Origin of the sequence: Ruminococcus sp. 210702-SL.1.03 (assembly GCF_020559915.1) — a bacterium.
Taxonomy (GTDB): domain Bacteria; phylum Bacillota; class Clostridia; order Oscillospirales; family Ruminococcaceae; genus YE71.
Map to the genome: position 1 here is coordinate 85,537 of NZ_JAJCLZ010000004.1, position 18,899 is coordinate 104,435.

Sequence of the window (18,899 nt, forward strand, 5' to 3'; positions counted from 1 at the left end):
AATGCAGAAAAATGAGATAGTGATACACGGCGCTAGGGAGCATAATCTGAAAAATGTTGACGTTACTATCCCGCGCGATAAGCTTATTGTAATGACGGGTCTTTCCGGCTCGGGCAAATCTTCACTGGCTTTCGATACTATATTCGCCGATGGTCAGCGCAGATATATGGAGTCGCTCTCTTCATACGCCCGCCAGTTTTTGGGACAGATGGAGAAGCCCGATGTGGACAGCATAGAGGGTCTTTCGCCCGCTATATCCATCGACCAAAAAACAACCAGCAAAAACCCGCGCTCTACCGTCGGCACAGTTACCGAGATATACGATTACCTGCGACTTCTCTACGCGCGCATAGGCGTGCCGCATTGCCCTGTCTGCGGCAGAGAGATACGCCAGCAGACGGTAGACCAGGTCGTAGATAAGATAATGGAACTGCCCGAGCGTACCAAGATACAGCTTCTCGCACCCGTGGTGAGCGGCAGAAAAGGCGAGCATAAGAAAGAACTGGAGCGCGCGAGAAAGTCCGGTTATGTGCGTGTTCGCATAGACGGCGTTATCTATGACCTTTCGGAAGAGATAAATCTGGAGAAAAATAAAAAGCACACCATAGAGATAGTGGTAGACCGCCTTGTGATAAAAGATGGCATAAAAAGCCGCCTTGCCGACTCTATCGAGATAATAAATTCGCTTACGGGCGGACTCATAGTTGTTGATATTATCGACGGCGAGCAGATGCTCTTTTCTACAAGCTACGCCTGCCCCGAGCACGGTGTTTCTCTGCCCGAGCTTCAGCCGAGAATGTTCTCTTTCAATAATCCATTCGGCGCTTGCCCCACCTGCACCGGCTTGGGCGTGTTCAAAAAGGTAGACCCCGACCTCATAATACCCGATAAGTCGCTCTCTATCCGCGAGGGTGCAATAAAAGCCAGCGGCTGGAACAGCTTGGGCAAAGATTCGATAGCTATGAATTACTACGAGGCTATCTCGGAGCAGTACGGCATTTCTCTCGACGTTCCCGTTAAAGAGCTTACGCAGGAACAGCTCGATATTTTCCTCTACGGCACCGGCGACGATACGCTCGACCTCAAGCGGGGAGTGGGCTGGTTCGGCGATGTTTTCACCGCGCATTTCGAGGGCGTTGTAAATAATCTCGAGCGCAGATACAATAAGGAAAACGCTACCGACGCTGCAAAAGCCGAGCTTGAATCGTACATGAGCGAGCGCCCATGCCCCGACTGCCGCGGAAAACGTCTGAGAAAAGAGAGCCTTGCCGTGACCGTGGGCGGGCTGGATATTTACTCGCTGACTCAGCTTTCCGTCACCGAAGCGCTCGATTTCTTCAACGCTTTAGAGCTTGACGAGCGCGAAAAGATGATCGGCGCGCGCATAATCAAAGAGATAAAAGAGCGCCTCGGCTTCCTAAAGAGCGTAGGTCTGGAGTACCTCACGCTTTCGCGCTCCAGCGGTACGCTTTCGGGCGGTGAGAGCCAGCGTATACGCCTTGCCACGCAGATCGGTTCTTCGCTTGTCGGCGTGCTGTATATCCTCGACGAGCCTTCGATAGGTCTGCACCAGCGCGATAATGATAAGCTCATCGCCACGCTGAAACGTCTGCGCGACCTCGGCAACACGCTGATAGTCGTAGAGCACGACGAGGACACTATGCGTGCGGCAGATTTTATAGTAGACGTAGGCCCTGGAGCGGGCGTGCACGGCGGCGAGATAGTTTTCGCAGGCACTCCGCAGGAAATAATGAACTGCGATAAGTCGTGGACGGGCAAATATCTTTCGGGCAAGATCAAGATACCCGTGCCCGAAAAGCGCCGCGAGGGCAACGGCAAATTCCTAACAGTTATAGGCGCTGCTGAGAATAATCTGAAAAACATCGACGTTTCTATACCGCTCGGCACGTTCACCTGCGTTACGGGCGTTTCAGGCTCGGGAAAATCCTCGCTGGTAAATGAGATAATCAGCAAAGAGCTTTCCGCAAAGCTCAACCGCGCGAGAACTCGCCCTGGCAAATTTGAGCGCATGGAGGGTCTTGAAAACCTCGATAAGGTGATACACATCGACCAGTCGCCGATAGGCAGAACGCCGCGCTCAAACCCCGCGACCTACACTGGCGTTTTCACCGATATTCGCGAGCTTTTCGCCAGCACCGCCGACGCTAAGGCGCACGGCTACGGAGCGGGCAGATTTTCATTCAACGTGCGTGGCGGGCGCTGTGAAGCCTGCGAGGGCGACGGCATACTGAAAATAGAGATGCACTTCCTGCCCGACGTGTATGTGCCCTGCGAAGTCTGCCGCGGTAAACGCTACAACCGCGAAACGCTCGAAGTCAAGTACAAAGGTAAGTCGATATACGACGTGCTCGAAATGACGGTGGAAGAGGGCGCGAAATTCTTTGAGAATATCCCGAAGATTAAGCGCCGCATGGATACGCTGGTAGAAGTAGGCTTGGGATATGTGAAGATCGGTCAGCCCGCGACTACTCTTTCGGGCGGTGAGGCACAGCGCGTAAAGCTCGCGGCCGAGCTTTCAAAACGCCCGACCGGCAAGACTTTCTATATCCTCGACGAACCGACTACGGGTCTTCATTCCGCCGACGTCCACAAGCTGATAGAGGTGCTGCAAAAGCTCGCCGACGCGGGAAATACCGTGCTTGTAATAGAGCATAACCTGGACGTGATAAAGTCCGCCGACTGGGTGATCGACCTGGGCCCTGAGGGCGGCTCGGGCGGCGGAACGCTGGTCTGCAAGGGCACGCCAGAGGACGTGGCTGCCTGCGAAAGTTCGTATACGGGTCAGTATCTCAAAAAGCTGCTTTGATTTGACAAGGCATAGCTTGTTGTGATATAATTATCTCAATGATCTTACGAAAGGAAAATGAAATAAATGGCAAGACAGCTTACCCCCGCGCAGGAGGCTGAACGCAGCCTGATAACCACATACCGCAAGGATATATGGAACAAATTCGTGATGGGGCTGAAAAATTATCAGATGATAAGCGACGGCGATAAAATAGCCGTCTGTATCTCCGGCGGCAAGGATTCTATGCTTATGGCGAAGCTGATACAGCACCTGCAAAAATACTCCGATAAAAAGTTCGAGGCTGAGTATATAGTGATGGATCCCGGCTACAACGCCGAGAACCGCAAAAAAATTGAGGACAACGCCGCGCTGCTTGGTATACCGATAAAGATATTTGAAGTGAATATCTTCAATTACGTCGCGGGGCTGGATAAAAACCCCTGCTATATGTGCGCCCGTATGCGCCGCGGACATCTTTACAGTTACGCGCAGAGCCTTGGCTGCAATAAAATAGCGTTGGGTCATCATTTCGACGACGTTATTGAAACGATACTTATGGGCATGATATATGGCGGACAGATACAGACCATGATGCCGAAGCTGCACTCGAAAAATTACGAGGGCATGGAGCTTATCCGCCCGATGTATATGGTAAAGGAAGCTGACATACTTCGCTGGGTGGCGCATAACGACCTGCACTTTATCCGCTGCGCCTGCCGTTTTACCGAGAGATACGAAAACCTTGAAAACAAGGGCGAAGTATCGAAGCGGCAGGAGGTAAAGCAGCTTATAGCGCAATTCCGCAAGACGAATCCCTTCATCGAAACGAATATCTTCAAGAGCGTTTACAACGTAAATCTGCGCACGGTGATAGAGTATCAGTATAAGGGTAAACGGTACAATTTTTTGGACACTTACGATGATTATAAGCCCGAGCCTGCCGAGGACGGCGAGGAAGCCGGCGACGAGATCTTTGAATAAGCGCTGGGTTTGCATGAACTAATTTTTTACTTGCTCTTTACAGAATTGATATGATTATTTTAATATGTGACTAAAATTTGAAATCGGCGGCGAGCAAGCTATATTCTTGAATAAAAGTATAGCTTAAAGGAGAATAATTTTTGTACAAAAGATAAAACCTTGCTCAAAAATGAAAAAAGGTATTGTAAAATCATGTCGAATAATGTATAATAATAATGTGTTTTGACCGCGTACCGCTGCGCGTTACCGTCGTGCCGCAGCAGGTTTCTTTGCGAAATGACGGAGAAAAGAGGATGTATTGATGGGTAAGACAGAAAAAAAGGTTTTTGATACCAGTACAAGTGTAGCGCCCCTCGGGCTTATCGCTATGGACGGCGCAAAAGAGCTTGGCGACATGATAAACCGCTATTTTCTTAAATGGGCTTTACAGGATGGCGAAGAGGGCAAAACTTTCCTCATAGACGCTGAGTGCCCAAGATTTTCTTCCGGCGACGGTAAGGGAATCATCAAATCCACCGTTCGCGGCAAGGATCTTTTCATTCTTTGCGACGTAGGAAATTACAGCTGCAAGTACACAATGCACGGCGAGCAGAACTCGATGTCGCCCGACGACCACTATCAGGATCTCAAGAGAATTATACAGGCTGCAAGCGGTAAGGCTCACAGAATAAATGTCATTATGCCTATACTTTACGGCGGCAGACAGCACAGAAGAACATACCGCGAATCTCTCGACTGCGCAGTAGCTCTTCAGGAGCTGGCTTCGATGGGCGTGCAGAACATAATCACTTTCGACGCGCACGACCCCAGAGTTCAGAACGCTATCCCGCTCACAGGCTTTGATAACATAATGCCTTCTTATCAGGTGCTCAAGGCTATGATGAAGACCTTTGATAACCTCAATTTCGATAAGAAGCATTTCATGATAGTTTCTCCCGACGAGGGCGCTATCAACAGAAATATGTACTACGCTTCCGTTCTCGGCGTAGACCTCGGAATGTTCTATAAGAGAAGAGATTACTCTACCGTAGTAAACGGCAGAAACCCCATCGTAGCTCACGAGTACATGGGCAACGACGTTACCGGCAAGGATATTTTCATCGCTGACGACCTTATCTCTTCCGGCGAGTCGATGCTTGACATAGCTATCGAGCTGAAAAAGCGCAACGCAGGAAAGATCTTCTGCTACGCTACCTACGGTATCTTCACCAATGGTCTTGAAAGCTTCAATAAGGCTTATGCAGACGGTATCATCGACGCAGTTTTCGGTACAAATCTTACCTACCGTTCGCCTGAGCTTCTTGCTACTCCCTGGTTCCACGAGGTCGACTGCTCGAAGTACATCGCGTACTACATCGCTACTCTTAACCACGATATGTCCATCGCAGACGTTATCGACCCTCATCAGAAGATAGCTGCTCTGCTCGAAAAGCACAACAAGAAAAAGTAATATATTTACAGCAAAATAAGGGCGGCTTTTTACGAGCCGCCTTTTTTGGGAGATGATGAAATGATATACGCAGCTATCGCGGCGGGCGGCGTAGGCAGCCGCATGGGCGCAGATATACCAAAGCAGTTTCTAAATGTGGGCGGCGTGCCGATGATCGTGCGCACTATCTCGCGCTTTTGCAGCAGTCCGTCGGTAGACGCAGTTTACGTTGGTACTAACGCCGAGTGGGTGGATGAGCTGAAAGCTATGTGCGCCGAGTATCTGCCCGAAGCGGATAACGTTACTATTCTGGCGGGCGGCTCGGACAGAAACGGCACGGTATTTAAGATAGCCGAGCATATCGCTGCCGAGAGGGGAGTTGCTCCGCAGGATATTATACTTACGCACGACGGCGTGCGGCCTTTCGTTACCGAGCGCATCATCGCCGACAATATCGCCGCCATGCGCGACCACAGCGCCGCGGGTACGGCGGTTCCATCGGTAGATACTATCCTGCTCTCATCTGAGGACGGCGGAGTTATCGAAAGCGTGCCGCCGCGCGCAAGAATGTTCCGCGCGCAGACCCCGCAGACATTTCGCCTTAAAGAGCTTATGCAGGAATACGCCGCGCTGACCGACGAGCAGAAAGCGCGCCTTACCGATACGGCGGGCATATTCGCTTTGCGCGGCATACCGGTTGCGATAGTCCGCGGCGAGGATACGAATATAAAAATAACTGCGCCATTCGATATGCAGCTAGCGGAGCTGATAGCGGCGCAGGAAAAATGATGTTTATATCTGGGGCGTGCCGTTCATACTGCGGTGCGCCCGCTGCTTTGCAGGAATAAAATATCGCGCTGCTCGCCGAATAATTTTTTGCGCATGAGGTCGTCGAGCATTATCCCGACTGCCGAAAGCGCGAACCATATCAGTGTGAACGGCAGGCATATCTGCCCGTCGAAATTCATCGGCATCATTGAGTAATCCCAAACGTTCAGCCCGAGCTGCCTGTTCACTATCTCGCCCGTTATAAGCTCGCAGGCGGTGATGAAAAGCGCCGAGATCATCAGCGTCAGAAACACGCCCGGTGCCGTGCGCCCGTTGCGGTTGAGGAGGTGTATCAGGTACATCGCCAGCCCGCCCAGCAGTCCCATCGAGATGTGCGTGAATCCGCGCGCGCATATCTCGATGATACCGTAGCTGAAAGCCCCCGTCGTGAACACCGCCAGCAGTTTAGCCGCTTCGCTTCGTAAATTCTGATGCAAATTATCGCTCCTCTCGTAAATATCAGCTACTTATAATTTGCGCAAAAATCTGCGTTTTTATCCAACTTATACGCATAAAAATAAAGGCAATATCACGCTGCGTTTTCTGCATGATATTGCCTTTTGTTGTTTAGTTAAATTCGGTTCAGACCTGCCAGCTGTTGAGGTACTTTTCCTGCTCTTCGCTCAGCTTGTCTATCTCTATTCCCCAGAATTTCAGCTTTCGGCATGCTACTTCGTTGTCGATCTCTTCGGGCACGGTGATTATCTTGTCCGTAAGCTTGTCGCGGTTTTTTACGAGGTAAGCGGCGGTGAGCGCCTGTATCGCGAAGGACATATCCATTATTTCGGCGGGGTGACCGTCGCCTGCGGTAAGGTTTACAAGTCTGCCCTCGCCGATAACAAAAATGCTTCTGCCGTCGCTCATTCTGTATCCGTCGATGTTGTTTCTCGCGGGGTACTTCTCGGTGCATATCTCGGCGAGCTTAGCTACCGCGACTTCGCAGTCGAAATGGCCCGCGTTGCAAAGTATAGCGCCGTCCTTCATGTTTGCAAAGCTGTTTTCAGTGATAACGTCCTTGCAGCCCGTTACCGTAACGAAAATGTCGCCTATCTTAGCTGCTTCCTCCATCTTCATTACTTTAAAGCCGTCCATTACAGCCTCCATAGCCTTTATCGGGTCGATCTCGGTGACGATAACGGAAGCGCCAAGACCCTTCGCACGCATAGCAACGCCCTTGCCGCACCAGCCGTAGCCCGCAACTACTACGTTTTTGCCCGCAACGATGAGGTTCGTGGTGCGGTTTATGCCGTCCCATACCGACTGACCGGTGCCGTAGCGGTTGTCGAAAAGATATTTGCAGCGCGCGTTGTTTACCAGCGCCATCGGGAATTTCAGCTCGCCCGCTTTGTTCATCGCGATGAGTCTGATAATGCCCGTGGTGGTTTCCTCGCAGCCGCCGATAACGTTGGGTATCAGCTCGGGGTATTCGTTGTGTATCATGTTCACAAGGTCGCCGCCGTCATCGATGATAACGTTCGGGCCTGCCTTGATAACTTCTGAAATGTGGCGGTGGTACTCTTCGGGAGTGGAAGCGTGCCATGCGTAAACGTTCAGACCGTCGTGCGCCAGAGCCGCAGCTACATCGTCCTGCGTAGAGAGGGGATTGCTGCCCGTAACGTACATCTCAGCGCCGCCCGTCGCAAGCACTTTGCAGAGGTAGGCGGTCTTTGCCTCGAGGTGTATCGAAAGCGCTACTTTTAGTCCGCTGAAAGGCTTGTCGCGCTTGAAATCTTCCTCTATGCTGCGCAGCAGACACATATTGCGGCGCACCCATTCGATCTTTCTTGCTCCGCTTTCCCAAAGGTCAATGTTTCTTATCTCACTCATTATTTTAACGTCCTTTCATTACGAAATAGTTTTCGGCTTGCTCTTTTTAGCGCTGCTCTTTTCGGGCGCAGGCTCTTCCATGCCGCGGTCTTCGAATATCGCTTCGTCAGATTTCAAATAGTCGAACTCGGGGTTCTCCTCGCCGCGCGCGTCGTAGTACGGCTGTATAACGTACTTGCGTATAACGGGGTAGCAGTTGAAAGCTCCCGCAAAGCATATCATGCTGAATGGCCAGAAAGGGATAATGAACAGCGAGATTGGGAATGTGAATACCACCAGCGAGCCGATGATTATCCATACCACCAGCGTCCAAAGGCTGTTCTTTATGCCGAGGCTCACGAGGAAAAACGCGTTTTTGATTATCTTGCCCAGCGAAAGATTTGTCGAAACTATCATAAGATAAATGTAAAAGTGCATCATGAAAAAAACGATGCAGCAGGCAAGGCATATCACCAGCGGGATGTACATCCATTCGGTCTGCTTAGCCCACGCGGAGTACGAGGGTATCGCCACTGCAAATCCCACTATGAAAAGCAGGTCGATAAGCCCCATGATAAAGCCCTGCTTGAAGTTTTTCCTAAAAGCTTCCCAAAAATCTTCCCATACAAAGGCGTTGCGCTCCTGCGACCAGTTGCGGCAGACCTTCGTCATAGCCGCCGTGGCAGGGCCGAACGTAACTATCGGTATCAGCGCCAGCAGGTAGATGAGGTTGAGCTGTACCAGTTTCCAGCCGCGCCTGCCGTATATCTCCATAAATTTGAAAAAGCCTTTTTTCTCGACCGGCGCTTTGGGTATACCTCTGCCCGGTTCATCGTATTTGCTGAATAATGACATTTCTACACTCCTTGAATTTTAACATCTGATCTTCCCGACTATATCTTGCCGAGTATCAGTATCGAAAGCCCGCAGTCGAGCGCCGCGCAGGCGCATATAGCCGCAGCCATCGCGAGAAACCTTGTGCCGTAAAGCTTGCAGCGCTTCAGCAGCCCGTCAAAAAGCCTGTCCTGAAAGCATATCTTGAAAAGTCTGCCCGAGAGGAACATCGCTTCGCGGCAGGCGAGCACGGTAACGATAAGCGTTACGAATATCCCAGGGAATACCGCAGCTGCTTTCGCAAAAGCGTGCGCCGATGGACTTTCGCCGTATATCTGCGTGAGTATCACTCCGCTGCTTATGCCCTTGAAAAAAGGCAGTACCGCTTCAAACGGCTGAGATATAGCGCTGAACCCCAGCGCAAATGCTGCCGCCAGATAAAACCCGCTGCCCGCAAGCGTGCTGAGCATTATGCGGATAATGTCGCCGCTGCGGCGGGCGTTGAAAAAGCTCTCCTCCGCGCCCGTGAGCAGCTCGGTAAGGCGGGTGTCCATAAAGCAGCAGCACACTGCCCCGAAAAGCGTACCCACCAGCGCCGAAACGCACAGCACCGCGAAAAGCGTAAGGTTTTTGCCGCTCTTATCGGCAGGCTTGTTTTTCAGCGTTTGCATAAACATCACTCCTTTTAAGAGGATATTTATGCGGCTTGTCTGAAAAGTATTACTTCGAAAGCTCGTAAGCACGCGCCGTGCAGGCTTTGCAGCAGTTCTGAACGGCTTCGTCAAGGTCGCCTTCGCGCAGCTTTTCAAGACCCGCGATGGTAGTGCCGCCCTTTGAGGATACCATCTCTATCAGCTTTTCTATCGTGTTTCCGCTGTCGGTTATCATCTTAGCCGAGCCTATCAGCGACTTTGCAAAAAGCTTTTTCGCGACCTCTTCGTCGATGCCGACCGATTTTGCATATTTGATGAAAGATTCGGCGTAAAGATAGATAAAAGCGGGCGAAGAGCCGTTTATCGCGATTATCTCCTTCATCTTGTCCTTGGGGATAACGGCGTATACTCCGCAGCAGCCGAATATTCCGCAGATAACGGCGAACTCCTCTTTGGTAACGCTTTCAGAGTGCGAAAGTGCGGTAGCGCCCTCGCCCAGCAGCAGGGGAGTGTTCGGCATTACGAGCACTACCTTAGCCCCCGCAATGGTCTTTGATGCGATGTAATCGTCGGTTATGCCCGCACAGATGGATACTATTACGGTATCTGCGGTAACAGCTTCCGCGATGTCCGCGAGAACTTCGTCGAGCTGCTGCGGCTTTACGGCAAGAAAAACGTACTTGCATTTCTCTACTGTTTCGGCAGCGCTTCCGCAGGCGTTCACGCCTATCTCAGCCGCTCTCTCGAGCGCAGGAGCGTAAGTGTCGTAAGCGTAAAGCTCAGCCTCTATGTCCTTGCTGCCCGAAATTCCCTTCATGATGGCGTAGCCCATGTTGCCCGCACCGATAAATCCTATTTTAGTCATACTGACCATTTCCTTTCAATATCAGATCTTGTTTGCGATAATATTCTCGCATAAAATAATACAAATTCATTATACTACATTTTATACAAAATTTCAAGGGCTTTTTTATGAAATCTATAATGTATATATCCATGCGGCTATAATATTAAAGTTTTATAAACCAAATGTTGCTTTATAGATAAAATGCTTGCATTTCGGCAGATTATGTGATAAAATTAAATTTGTATCGTATGAATATTTTTGCAGAAGGAGCATTTATTTATGGATCATTTGGATCTTGACGAACTCAGATCACAGATCAACGAGATAGACGAGCAGATACTTTCGCTCTTTACGAAGCGTATGCAGACTTGCTATAAAGTGGCAGAATATAAGATAGCTAACGACTTGCCCGTGTTTCAGATGGACAGAGAGCATCAGATAATCGAGCGCGTGCGCAGCGAAGTGCCCGCCGATATGGCAGATCCTGCCGAGGTGCTTTTTACCAATATGATGGATATATCGAAGTGCAAGCAGTTTCAGAAATTTTTTGCCGACGCCGAGCCTTTTGAGTCCTCGCCGCTAGACCTTACGGGAAGCCGCAGGGTAGCCGTTCCCGGCACTGTCGGCTCGTATTCGCACGTTGCGGCAAATAAGTTCCTGCCCGAGTCTGAGCCGGAGTTTTACGATTCTTTCGGCGAAGTATTCGCGGCGGTAGAAAGCGGCAAAGCTGAGTTCGGCGTAGTGCCTATCGTAAACTCCACAGCGGGCACGGTTTCGCAGACATACGAGCTTATGCGCCGCCACGATTTCAAGATATGCGCCTGCACTAAGGTTTCGGTCGACCATTGCTTGGCGATAAAGCCCGATACCGACCTTGCGGACGTTAAGCGCGTTTACTCGCACGAGCAGGCGCTTATGCAGTGCTCGAAATATCTAGCGCAGCACGGCTGGTCGGCTCACCCGTATGAGAATACCGCCCTCGCGGCAGATTTTGTAAAAGAAAGCGCCGAGCCTTACGCGGCTATCTGCTCTGAGCAGTGTGCGAACCATTTCGGCTTGAAGATAATCGACCACGGCATAGCAAACGCCGAGTGCAATTTTACCAAATTCATACTTATCTCCAAAAAGCAGCTTTTAGCGCCCGACGCCGATATAATCTCAGTTTCGCTCACCGTTCCCCACCAGACCTCGGCGCTTTACCGCCTGCTGACGAAGTTTTCCGTTTCGGGTCTGAATCTTACCATGATAGAGTCGCGCCCAATCGCCAATACCGATTTCGACGTGCTTTTCTATCTCGATTTTCAGGGTTCGGTAAATTCACCCGACGTTGTAAAGCTGATACGCGAGCTTGAAACCGAGCTTGGCTATTTCAAACTGCTGGGTAACTATAAAGAGATCTGAGGAGGCTGACATATGCGCATAGGACAGGGTTACGACGTTCACCGCCTTACCGAGGACAGAAAGCTTATTTTGGGCGGCGTGGATATTCCGCACGATAAAGGTTTGCTGGGTCATTCTGACGCCGACGTGCTCGTGCACGCTATAATGGACGCGCTTCTCGGCGCAGCCGCTATGGGCGATATAGGCAAGCTTTTCCCCGATACCGACCCAGAATACAGCGGCGCTGACAGCATGAAGCTGCTGGCAAAAGTCTGCGAGGTTATCCGCGGCGAGGGCTGCGAGATAGGCAACATCGACGCTACCGTTATAGCGCAGAAACCGAAGCTGGCGCCGTATATAATGCAGATGCGCGATAACATAGCGCGCGTCTGCGGCATAGAGCTTTCGCAGATCTCGGTGAAAGCTACCACTGAGGAAAAGCTAGGCTTTACGGGCGCGTGCGAGGGCATTTCCGCAAGCGCCGTTTGCCTGCTTGACTCCCGCCGCGGCTGATCACTCCATATCAAAAACAGTTTTCTAAAATCATGAAACGCTGATTTGAAATATAAGTTATAAAACCGCTCCTTTTTGATAATACTACATACAGTAATCAAAAAGGAGCGATCTTATATGAGCAATAAACAGGAATCCATAGGGCTTTTGAAAGAAACTAACGCGGGCATACAGATGGGCGTTTCCACGCTGGAAGAGATGATCTCAGACATTCGCGACGAGCGCCTGCGCGCGGTTATGCACGACTCAAAGGCGGAGCATGACGAGCTGGGCGACGAAGCGCACAGGCTGCTGCTGGAGTACGGCGCTGATACTAAAGAGCCTCACCTCGCCGCCAAAGCCATGAGCTGGATGAAGACCAACGTGAAAATGGCTGCCGAGCCGGGCGACAAGACCGCTGCAGGGCTTGTTACCGACGGCTGCAATATGGGAGTAAAAACGCTGAATAAGTATATAAATCAGTATAAGCACGCCGACTCCGCCGCCGTGAGCCTTGCCAAAAAAGTCATACGCTGCGAGGAAAAGCTTTGCAGCGATGTAAAACGCTATCTCTAATAACACAGAAGCGGCTGCCGCATATGGACAGCCGCTTTTTATTTGTAGTAGTATAGATATTCCTCCAGCGTAAGCCCCTCTCGGCGTATCACCTCAGCGTGTTCTCTGCCGACATAGCGGTAGTGCCATGGTTCGTAGGCTATGCCCGTAATGTGCTCTTTCATGCGCGGATAACGCAGTATAAAGCCGTATTTCCAAGCGTTCACGCATAGCCAGCGCCCCTGCTCGGTAGCGTAAAAATCGTCCTGCGTGTCGTCCCAGTCGGGCGAGCATAGGTCGCAGGCAAGACCAGTGTGGTGCTCGCTGTGCATAGGCTTCGCGAGATAGCGCGCAGTGAGCTTTTCCGCCGCCGAAGGCGTTTCGCCGCTGCACATATACTCCGCCACGCTTCTGTTCCAAAGCTGCTGCTGATACTCGGGCGTGCGGTAAGCGGAAAGCACTTTTATCACAACTTCATCGCTTTCGGCGGCGCGCAGCATCTCTCGGCAGTGTTCCGCGGCGGTCTTTTCCATCTTCACCGTGCCGACCTCCTCTAACTGCGGCGCGAAGTCTTTCGGTACAGGACTTACGCTGTCTACAAGAATAAGATAGTCCATTTTCTATTCCTCCTGTTAATATACTGCATTATATTATATATATGCTGTAATATTCGCTTTTGATACCGCATAGTATTACTCAGTATCAGAATATTAAGGAGGATAACGGTAATGGATATGAAAAAGACCTGCAAATGGTCGCTCGCGGTGGTGATCTCCTGCGCGGTAGTGCCTTTCGGCGTTTCAGAGGGGGCAAAGCTCGCACCTGCGTTTTCAAGCGCGGCGGCGTACTCGGCAGCGCGCGAGATGGATATTTCGGCAAAGGCAGCCGTCCCGCAGACAGCATTTTCCGCGGCGCACAGCGATATGATAGGCTCTACCGCGCGCGATATGGAAGCCGCGCCCGAAGAGGTGGAGATACGCCTGCCGCAGGGCGCTGAGATACCTACGCCTATGCCCTCAGCTGACGTGATAAACGCTCTGCCTTACCCTACTGACCTCGCCGACCACGACGGCGTTATAGAAAAGAACAATTTCGGCGCATACAGCGGCGAGCAGTATTTTGACCTCGCAGACGGCGGACAGGTGCGAAACTGCACGTCTTTAGATAATTCCGAACTTCTCGAAAACAGCACTAAAGGCAGGGTGTTTGAGATAGAAACAGGCACGGAAGAGCCGCAGGTTCTTATCTACCACACCCACACCACCGAAAGCTTTGAGCTTGAAGATAAAGATTGGTACGACAGCGATTTCGGCGGAAAGACCTCAGAGCCTGATAAGAACATGACAGCCGTCGGCGACGAGATATGCCGACAACTTGAAGAGAGCGGGATAACCGTTATCCACGATACATTAGTGCACGATTACCCCAGCTACGACGCGGCGTATGATTCCAGCCGACAGACGGTCAGCGAGCTGCTTGAGGAGTACCCATCGGTAAAAGTAGCGCTCGACATTCACCGCGACGGCATAGAAACAGCCGAAGGCGTGCGCCTGGCGCCCGTAGCCGAGATAGACGGCAGGGAAGCTGCGCAGATAATGATTATCTCGGGCTGCGATGACGGCACTATGGATATGCCGAATTATATGGATAACTTTCGCTTCGCCTGCGAATTGCAGTCGGAATCCGAAACGCTTTTTTCTGGTCTTACCCGCCCGATACTTTTTGATTACAGATTTTACAATCAAGATCTTACTTCCGGTTCGCTGCTGATAGAGGTCGGCAGCCACGGCAATACGCTTGAGCAGGCAAAATACAGCGGCGAGCTGATAGGAAAAGCCCTCGCAGAGCTTTTTACAGCGGAATAGATGTGCAGAAACGTCCCCGTTTTCAGCGGGGCTTTTTTGTTTTGAATGAAAAGTTGTTAATTTTCATGATAAGCCCTTGCTATTTCGCCGCATTTGTTATATAATATAATAGAGTATGTATGCTATAGGCTTGATACATAATTACTTTGCCGCAGTACGGCAGAAAAGGAGATAGTTGCTAATGACAAAGGCACAGAGATTTTTCACTTCGATCAAAGATAAAAGAGTAGGCTTTATCGGTACGGGCGTTAGCCACACCCAGCTGATACGCGTATTTCTTTCCAAGGGCATAAAAGTAGTTATTCTTGATAAAAAGGACGAGGACCATTTCCCCGAAGACCTTTACAGCGAATTTTCGGCAAAGGGCGCTGAGTTTTCGCTCGGCGATAATTACCTCGACGAAATGTTCAACTGCGATATTGTTTTCCGTACCCCTGGTATGTATTTCAATAACCCGATGCTTACCAAGGCGCGCGAGGCGGGCGTGGTAGTTACTTCCGAGATGGAGGTATTCTTCGACCTCTGCCCCTGCAAGCTTTACGCTGTGACCGGTTCTGACGGAAAGACCACCACCACCACCCTTATCAGCGAGTTCTTAAAGGCTGAGGGAAAGAGAGTGCACCTCGGCGGCAATATAGGCAAAGCACTGCTGCCGATAGTTGAAACTATGAGCGAGACCGACGCTGCGGTAGTAGAGCTTTCGAGCTTCCAGCTCATCTCTATGCGCAAGTCGCCCGACGTAGCCGTTATAACCAATATCTCGCCAAACCACCTCGATGTTCACGGCACTATGGAAGAGTACATCGACGCTAAGTGCAATCTTATCCGCCATCAGAACGCTTTTTCGAAAACTGTACTCAATGCGGATAACGAGGAAACTATGAAGCTTGCGCCAATGGTACGCGGCACGCTCGTTAAATTTTCCCTCTCGGGCAACACCGACCGCGGAGCTTTCCTGCGCGACGACGGTATGCTCTGCTATATCGACAAGGGAAAAGTTACCGAGATAGTCCATAAGGAAGATATACGCATACCCGGCATCCATAATGTGGATAACTACCTTACTGCGATCTCGGCAGTATGGGGCGAAGTATCTATCGAAAGCATCGTGAACACCGCTATGACTTTCGGCGGCGTAGAGCACAGAATAGAGTTCGTCCGCGAAGTAGACGGCGTGAAGTGGTACAATGACTCCATCGCCACTAGCCCGACGCGCGTTATGGCGGGCTTAAATTCCTTCGACCAGAAAATAATAATCATCGCGGGCGGATATGATAAGAAGATACCTTACGAGCCTATGGCCGATACCGTAAACGAAAAGGTAAAAATACTTATCCTGCTTGGCGCGACTGGCCCTAAGATAGAAAAAGCAGTTACCTCCTCGCCGCTGTACCCCGAGAGCGGACTTAAAATAGTTCGCGTGAAAACGCTCGAGGAAGCGGTAGAGCAGGCGAATATCCTTTCAAAGCCGGGCGATGTAGTTTCGCTTTCGCCCGCCAGCGCGAGCTTTGATCTGTATGTAAATTTTGAGGAAAGAGGAAAGCATTTCAAGCGCCTTGTAAACGAGCTTTGATCTGCGGTCGATATGGATAGATCTGAACTTAAAAATATGCTCTCCGCCCTTTGCGCCGCCGACGGCGTTTCGGGAACGGAGGAAAACGCGGCGGCTGTGTGCGCAAAGTACCTTTCGGCTTACGGCGAAACGCAGACCGACGCTTTCAATAACGTGATCTGCAAAGTCGGCAGCCACACTGCGGACAAGCCCACTGTAATGATAGAAGCGCATATCGACGAGATAGGCATGATAGTAAATCACATTACGGACGACGGCTTTCTGCGCGTTTCAAAGAGCGGCGGAATAGACGAGCGCGTTCTGCCAGCGGCGGAGGTCACGATCTACGGCAAAGAAAAGCTCATCGGCGTGGTGACGAGCGTTCCCCCGCATTTACAGACCGAGCATAAAAAGGCGGCGAAACTCGATGATCTGTATATAGATACGGGTCTGAGCGGCGCGCGCGCAAAAGAGCTTATCTCGTTGGGCGACAGAGTGCTGATAGAAAATACCCTCGCCGATATGGGCGGGCTGGTGACATCTAAAGCGCTCGACGACCGCGCATGCGTTTGCGCGCTTATCCGCACGCTTGACCTGCTGAAAGGCAGGGATACCGCCTACAATATCTCGGCGGCGGTGTGCTCGGGCGAAGAGGTAGGCTCGCGCGGGGCTAAGGTAACGGCTTTCTGCGAGCAGACTGATATTTCGCTGATAATGGACGTTTCGTTCGGCAGAGTGCACGGCGAGTCGGATGAAGATACCGGCGAGGTCAGCGGGGGAGCGATGATAGGCATTTCGCCCGTGCTCTCGCGCAGGCTCTCAAATGCGCTCATCGAAACGGCTAAGACCGAGCAGCTTCCATATCAGATAGAAGTGATGGGCGGAAGAACTGGCACCGACGCTGACGAAGCCGCGGCTGCTGGTAAAGGCTCTGCCGCCTGTACACTTTCGATACCGATACGCAATATGCACACGCCCGTAGAAGCTGCCTACCTCGGCGATATTGAAAACACCGCGCGTCTGGCTGCGGCTTTCTGCGAAAGGGGGCTTTTCTGATGAAGCTTGCTGAAATATTGGAAGAGCTTTGCACGCTGGGCGGTATCTCGGGCGATGAGGGCGATGTTGCGGAGTACATCTGCAAAAAGCTGGAGCGCAAATGCGAGTATAGTATAGATAACCTAGGCAACGTCATAGCTTACAAAAAGGGCGCGAAGCGCGCTCCTCACCGCGTGCAGATCTCGGCGCATATGGACGAAGTAGGACTGATAGTCACCTACATCAACGCCGACGGCACTCTGAAATTTTCAACGGTGGGAGGCGTAGACCCGCGCGTGCTTTACGGCAAACGCGTGCTTATCGGAAAAGATAGGCTTCTCGGCGTTATCGGCGGAAAGGCTGTCCATAATCTTTCCGAGGCTGAGCGCTCGGCAGCGCCGCAGGAAAGTGAACTTGTGATCGACGCAGGCTTTTCCTCGCGCGAGGAAGCGCAGAATCATATCCCGCTCGGCGAAAGCGTGATCTTCGATTCGCGCTTTATGCGCTTCGGTGAGGGCATGATAAAAGCGCGCGCGATAGACGACAGAGCGGGCTGCGCGATAATGCTTGCGCTTATAGATGAAGAGCTTGAGTACGATACCTGCTTCACCTTCGTAGTTCAGGAAGAAGTAGGTCTGCGCGGTTCGGGCGCTGCGGCTTTTACCGTTGACCCCGAAATGGCGATAGTGCTTGAGTCTACCACCGCGGCGGATATACCCTCGGCGGCGGGCGAAAAGCGCGTTTGCGAGGTCGGCAAAGGCCCTGTTGTTTCCTATATGGACAGGCGCACGATATATGATAAGCAGCTTTACGCGCTGGCTTTCGATACCGCGCGCGGGCTGGATATACCCTGCCAGACAAAGACTATGGTGGCGGGCGGCAATGACGCGGGCGCTATCTCGCTCGCACGCGGGGGAGTGCGCACCGCCGCGATCTCACTGCCATGCAGATACCTGCATTCGCCCTCCTGCGTGATAGCTGAGAGCGATTTAGAGAACGCTTATCTGCTAACTAAAAATTTACTGAAACGGATGCAAGAGCTATGATAAGTCAGCTTACCGAGGGCGAAACAGAGCTTTTTGAAAAGCTGAAGCCGAACCATTACGCGCGGCGTATACGTTCGCATTTCGCCGCATATTCGATCAAATATGATTTTGCGCGCTTTTACGTTCTTCGGCGCGGGGGACAGGCGGTAACGCTTATCTCCATTTTCAACGCGGCGATGATGTGCGCCGATATAACGGGGCAGTCGCTCACTGCCGCCGAGGTGGAGGAGCTTGCGCATTTTATACTTATGAATTCGCCGTATTCGGTAGAGCTTGACCCGCGCTACGCCGAAACGCTGCGCGGACTGATAGGCAAAGACTATTCCTCTGAGCTGCGCACCGAGTTCGCGTACAGCGCCCGCGGCGAACTGCCCGCGCTCGACGTGAACGAATGTCCGCCGCTGGACGATGTTTACGCTATTCTGAAAGAGTCGTTTCCCGCGCTGGCAGATTGCTACGAGCTTTGGCTCACCGATACTTCTCACCGCGTGCGCCGCGGACTTTCGCAGTCTTTCATGATGGGCGGATGCACTACCGCGACTATACAGTATATAATCGACAAGACCGCGCTGATAGGTCACGTCGCCACCCTGCCCGAATACCGCGGACACTATTACGCCCGCCGCCTGCTTTATTGGATAGGCGAGCGCCTGACGAACGACGGTTACGATGTCCGTCTGCTTGCGCGACCGCACCGCGTAAGCTATTACCGCGAGATAGGTTTTGCGGCAGTTTCGCAGGACGAAGTTTTTGAACTAAGGGACAATACATAAGGGATAATACATAA

At 51.6% G+C, this 18,899-nt stretch carries 18 protein-coding genes; 12 read left to right on the forward strand and 6 right to left on the reverse strand.

From position 1 onward, the window contains the following. The first annotated feature begins 1 nt into the window (after position 1). The 4 genes from uvrA to LI114_RS03840 all read left to right on the forward strand — a co-directional run bounded on the left by uvrA (position 2) and on the right by LI114_RS03840 (position 6,008). Positions 2-2,827, forward strand: coding sequence for an excinuclease ABC subunit UvrA (gene uvrA / locus LI114_RS03825; RefSeq protein WP_227219479.1), 2,826 nt, complete (start codon positions 2-4; stop codon positions 2,825-2,827). 66 nt (positions 2,828-2,893) lie between these two features. Beyond that, complete coding sequence (locus tag LI114_RS03830) at positions 2,894-3,790, forward strand: tRNA 2-thiocytidine biosynthesis TtcA family protein (protein ID WP_227219481.1); 897 nt, start codon at positions 2,894-2,896, stop codon at positions 3,788-3,790. 301 nt (positions 3,791-4,091) lie between these two features. Beyond that, positions 4,092-5,240, forward strand: coding sequence for a ribose-phosphate pyrophosphokinase (locus LI114_RS03835; protein ID WP_022127392.1), 1,149 nt, complete (start codon positions 4,092-4,094; stop codon positions 5,238-5,240). 60 nt (positions 5,241-5,300) lie between these two features. After that, entirely contained in the window at positions 5,301-6,008 is a 708-nt protein-coding gene (locus tag LI114_RS03840; RefSeq protein ID WP_227219483.1) for an IspD/TarI family cytidylyltransferase, read from the forward strand. Between the two features lie 23 nt (positions 6,009-6,031). On the opposite strand, the gene LI114_RS03845 is transcribed toward LI114_RS03840, so the two are convergent. From LI114_RS03845 to proC, 5 genes are all read right to left on the reverse strand, one after another. After that, positions 6,032-6,484, reverse strand: a complete 453-nt coding sequence (locus LI114_RS03845) for a putative ABC transporter permease (RefSeq protein WP_227219485.1) — start codon at positions 6,482-6,484, stop codon at positions 6,032-6,034. Between the two features lie 145 nt (positions 6,485-6,629). Next, on the reverse strand, positions 6,630-7,874 hold the full coding sequence (locus LI114_RS03850; RefSeq protein WP_264468212.1) for an adenosylhomocysteinase: 1,245 nt from the start codon (positions 7,872-7,874) through the stop codon (positions 6,630-6,632). Positions 7,875-7,892: 18 nt separating this feature from the next. Further along, positions 7,893-8,708 (reverse strand): YesL family protein, encoded by an 816-nt coding sequence (locus LI114_RS03855; protein ID WP_227219487.1) that lies wholly within the window; start codon positions 8,706-8,708, stop codon positions 7,893-7,895. A gap of 38 nt (positions 8,709-8,746) precedes the next feature. After that, positions 8,747-9,358, reverse strand: a complete 612-nt coding sequence (locus tag LI114_RS03860) for a hypothetical protein (RefSeq protein ID WP_227219489.1) — start codon at positions 9,356-9,358, stop codon at positions 8,747-8,749. Positions 9,359-9,407: 49 nt separating this feature from the next. Next, positions 9,408-10,205, reverse strand: a complete 798-nt coding sequence (proC, locus tag LI114_RS03865; RefSeq protein WP_227219491.1) for a pyrroline-5-carboxylate reductase — start codon at positions 10,203-10,205, stop codon at positions 9,408-9,410. A gap of 261 nt (positions 10,206-10,466) precedes the next feature. On the opposite strand from proC, the gene LI114_RS03870 reads away from it, so the two are divergent. The 3 genes from LI114_RS03870 to LI114_RS03880 all read left to right on the forward strand — a co-directional run bounded on the left by LI114_RS03870 (position 10,467) and on the right by LI114_RS03880 (position 12,635). Continuing rightward, positions 10,467-11,588: a bifunctional chorismate mutase/prephenate dehydratase gene (locus LI114_RS03870; protein ID WP_227219492.1), complete on the forward strand. Its 1,122-nt coding sequence runs from the start codon at positions 10,467-10,469 to the stop codon at positions 11,586-11,588. 12 nt (positions 11,589-11,600) lie between these two features. Next, on the forward strand, positions 11,601-12,080 hold the full coding sequence (gene ispF / locus LI114_RS03875) for a 2-C-methyl-D-erythritol 2,4-cyclodiphosphate synthase (protein ID WP_227219494.1): 480 nt from the start codon (positions 11,601-11,603) through the stop codon (positions 12,078-12,080). Positions 12,081-12,197: 117 nt separating this feature from the next. After that, positions 12,198-12,635 (forward strand): hypothetical protein, encoded by a 438-nt coding sequence (locus LI114_RS03880; protein ID WP_022127383.1) that lies wholly within the window; start codon positions 12,198-12,200, stop codon positions 12,633-12,635. Positions 12,636-12,673: 38 nt separating this feature from the next. Here the strand turns inward: LI114_RS03880 and LI114_RS03885 are convergent, their stop codons facing one another. Further along, positions 12,674-13,231, reverse strand: coding sequence for a M15 family metallopeptidase (locus LI114_RS03885; protein ID WP_022127382.1), 558 nt, complete (start codon positions 13,229-13,231; stop codon positions 12,674-12,676). Between the two features lie 111 nt (positions 13,232-13,342). Here LI114_RS03885 and spoIIP point away from each other — a divergent pair, with 111 nt between their 5' ends. The 5 genes from spoIIP (at position 13,343) to LI114_RS03910 (ending at position 18,885) form a co-directional block, all read left to right on the forward strand. Next, positions 13,343-14,479, forward strand: coding sequence for a stage II sporulation protein P (gene spoIIP / locus LI114_RS03890; RefSeq protein WP_227219496.1), 1,137 nt, complete (start codon positions 13,343-13,345; stop codon positions 14,477-14,479). A gap of 181 nt (positions 14,480-14,660) precedes the next feature. Next, entirely contained in the window at positions 14,661-16,052 is a 1,392-nt protein-coding gene (gene murD, locus LI114_RS03895) for a UDP-N-acetylmuramoyl-L-alanine--D-glutamate ligase (RefSeq protein WP_227219498.1), read from the forward strand. A 12-nt stretch (positions 16,053-16,064) separates the two neighbouring features. Further along, complete coding sequence (locus tag LI114_RS03900) at positions 16,065-17,087, forward strand: M42 family metallopeptidase (RefSeq protein ID WP_227219500.1); 1,023 nt, start codon at positions 16,065-16,067, stop codon at positions 17,085-17,087. Further along, positions 17,087-18,112 carry a M42 family metallopeptidase gene (locus tag LI114_RS03905; RefSeq protein ID WP_227219502.1) on the forward strand — a complete coding sequence of 342 codons (1,026 nt, stop codon included), beginning with the start codon at positions 17,087-17,089 and terminating at the stop codon, positions 18,110-18,112. Before LI114_RS03900 ends, LI114_RS03905 begins: the two co-directional genes overlap by 1 nt. Then, positions 18,109-18,885: a GNAT family N-acetyltransferase gene (locus LI114_RS03910; RefSeq protein ID WP_227219504.1), complete on the forward strand. Its 777-nt coding sequence runs from the start codon at positions 18,109-18,111 to the stop codon at positions 18,883-18,885. Before LI114_RS03905 ends, LI114_RS03910 begins: the two co-directional genes overlap by 4 nt. Positions 18,886-18,899: the final 14 nt, after the last annotated feature.

Excerpts from the sequence above, each read along its gene's own strand:
- LI114_RS03840 (WP_227219483.1), top strand. The coding sequence starts at position 5,301 with ATGATATACGCAGCTATCGCGGCGGGCGGCGTAGGCAGCCGCATGGGC.
- LI114_RS03835 (WP_022127392.1), top strand. The coding sequence starts at position 4,092 with ATGGGTAAGACAGAAAAAAAGGTTTTTGATACCAGTACAAGTGTAGCG.
- LI114_RS03900 (WP_227219500.1), top strand. The coding sequence starts at position 16,065 with ATGGATAGATCTGAACTTAAAAATATGCTCTCCGCCCTTTGCGCCGCC.
- uvrA (WP_227219479.1), top strand. The coding sequence starts at position 2 with ATGCAGAAAAATGAGATAGTGATACACGGCGCTAGGGAGCATAATCTG.
- LI114_RS03855 (WP_227219487.1), bottom strand. The coding sequence starts at position 8,708 with ATGTCATTATTCAGCAAATACGATGAACCGGGCAGAGGTATACCCAAA.
- LI114_RS03830 (WP_227219481.1), top strand. The coding sequence starts at position 2,894 with ATGGCAAGACAGCTTACCCCCGCGCAGGAGGCTGAACGCAGCCTGATA.
- murD (WP_227219498.1), top strand. The coding sequence starts at position 14,661 with ATGACAAAGGCACAGAGATTTTTCACTTCGATCAAAGATAAAAGAGTA.
- spoIIP (WP_227219496.1), top strand. The coding sequence starts at position 13,343 with ATGGATATGAAAAAGACCTGCAAATGGTCGCTCGCGGTGGTGATCTCC.
- ispF (WP_227219494.1), top strand. The coding sequence starts at position 11,601 with ATGCGCATAGGACAGGGTTACGACGTTCACCGCCTTACCGAGGACAGA.
- LI114_RS03910 (WP_227219504.1), top strand. The coding sequence starts at position 18,109 with ATGATAAGTCAGCTTACCGAGGGCGAAACAGAGCTTTTTGAAAAGCTG.
- proC (WP_227219491.1), bottom strand. The coding sequence starts at position 10,205 with ATGACTAAAATAGGATTTATCGGTGCGGGCAACATGGGCTACGCCATC.
- LI114_RS03885 (WP_022127382.1), bottom strand. The coding sequence starts at position 13,231 with ATGGACTATCTTATTCTTGTAGACAGCGTAAGTCCTGTACCGAAAGAC.
- LI114_RS03905 (WP_227219502.1), top strand. The coding sequence starts at position 17,087 with ATGAAGCTTGCTGAAATATTGGAAGAGCTTTGCACGCTGGGCGGTATC.
- LI114_RS03870 (WP_227219492.1), top strand. The coding sequence starts at position 10,467 with ATGGATCATTTGGATCTTGACGAACTCAGATCACAGATCAACGAGATA.
- LI114_RS03850 (WP_264468212.1), bottom strand. The coding sequence starts at position 7,874 with ATGAGTGAGATAAGAAACATTGACCTTTGGGAAAGCGGAGCAAGAAAG.
- LI114_RS03860 (WP_227219489.1), bottom strand. The coding sequence starts at position 9,358 with ATGCAAACGCTGAAAAACAAGCCTGCCGATAAGAGCGGCAAAAACCTT.
- LI114_RS03880 (WP_022127383.1), top strand. The coding sequence starts at position 12,198 with ATGAGCAATAAACAGGAATCCATAGGGCTTTTGAAAGAAACTAACGCG.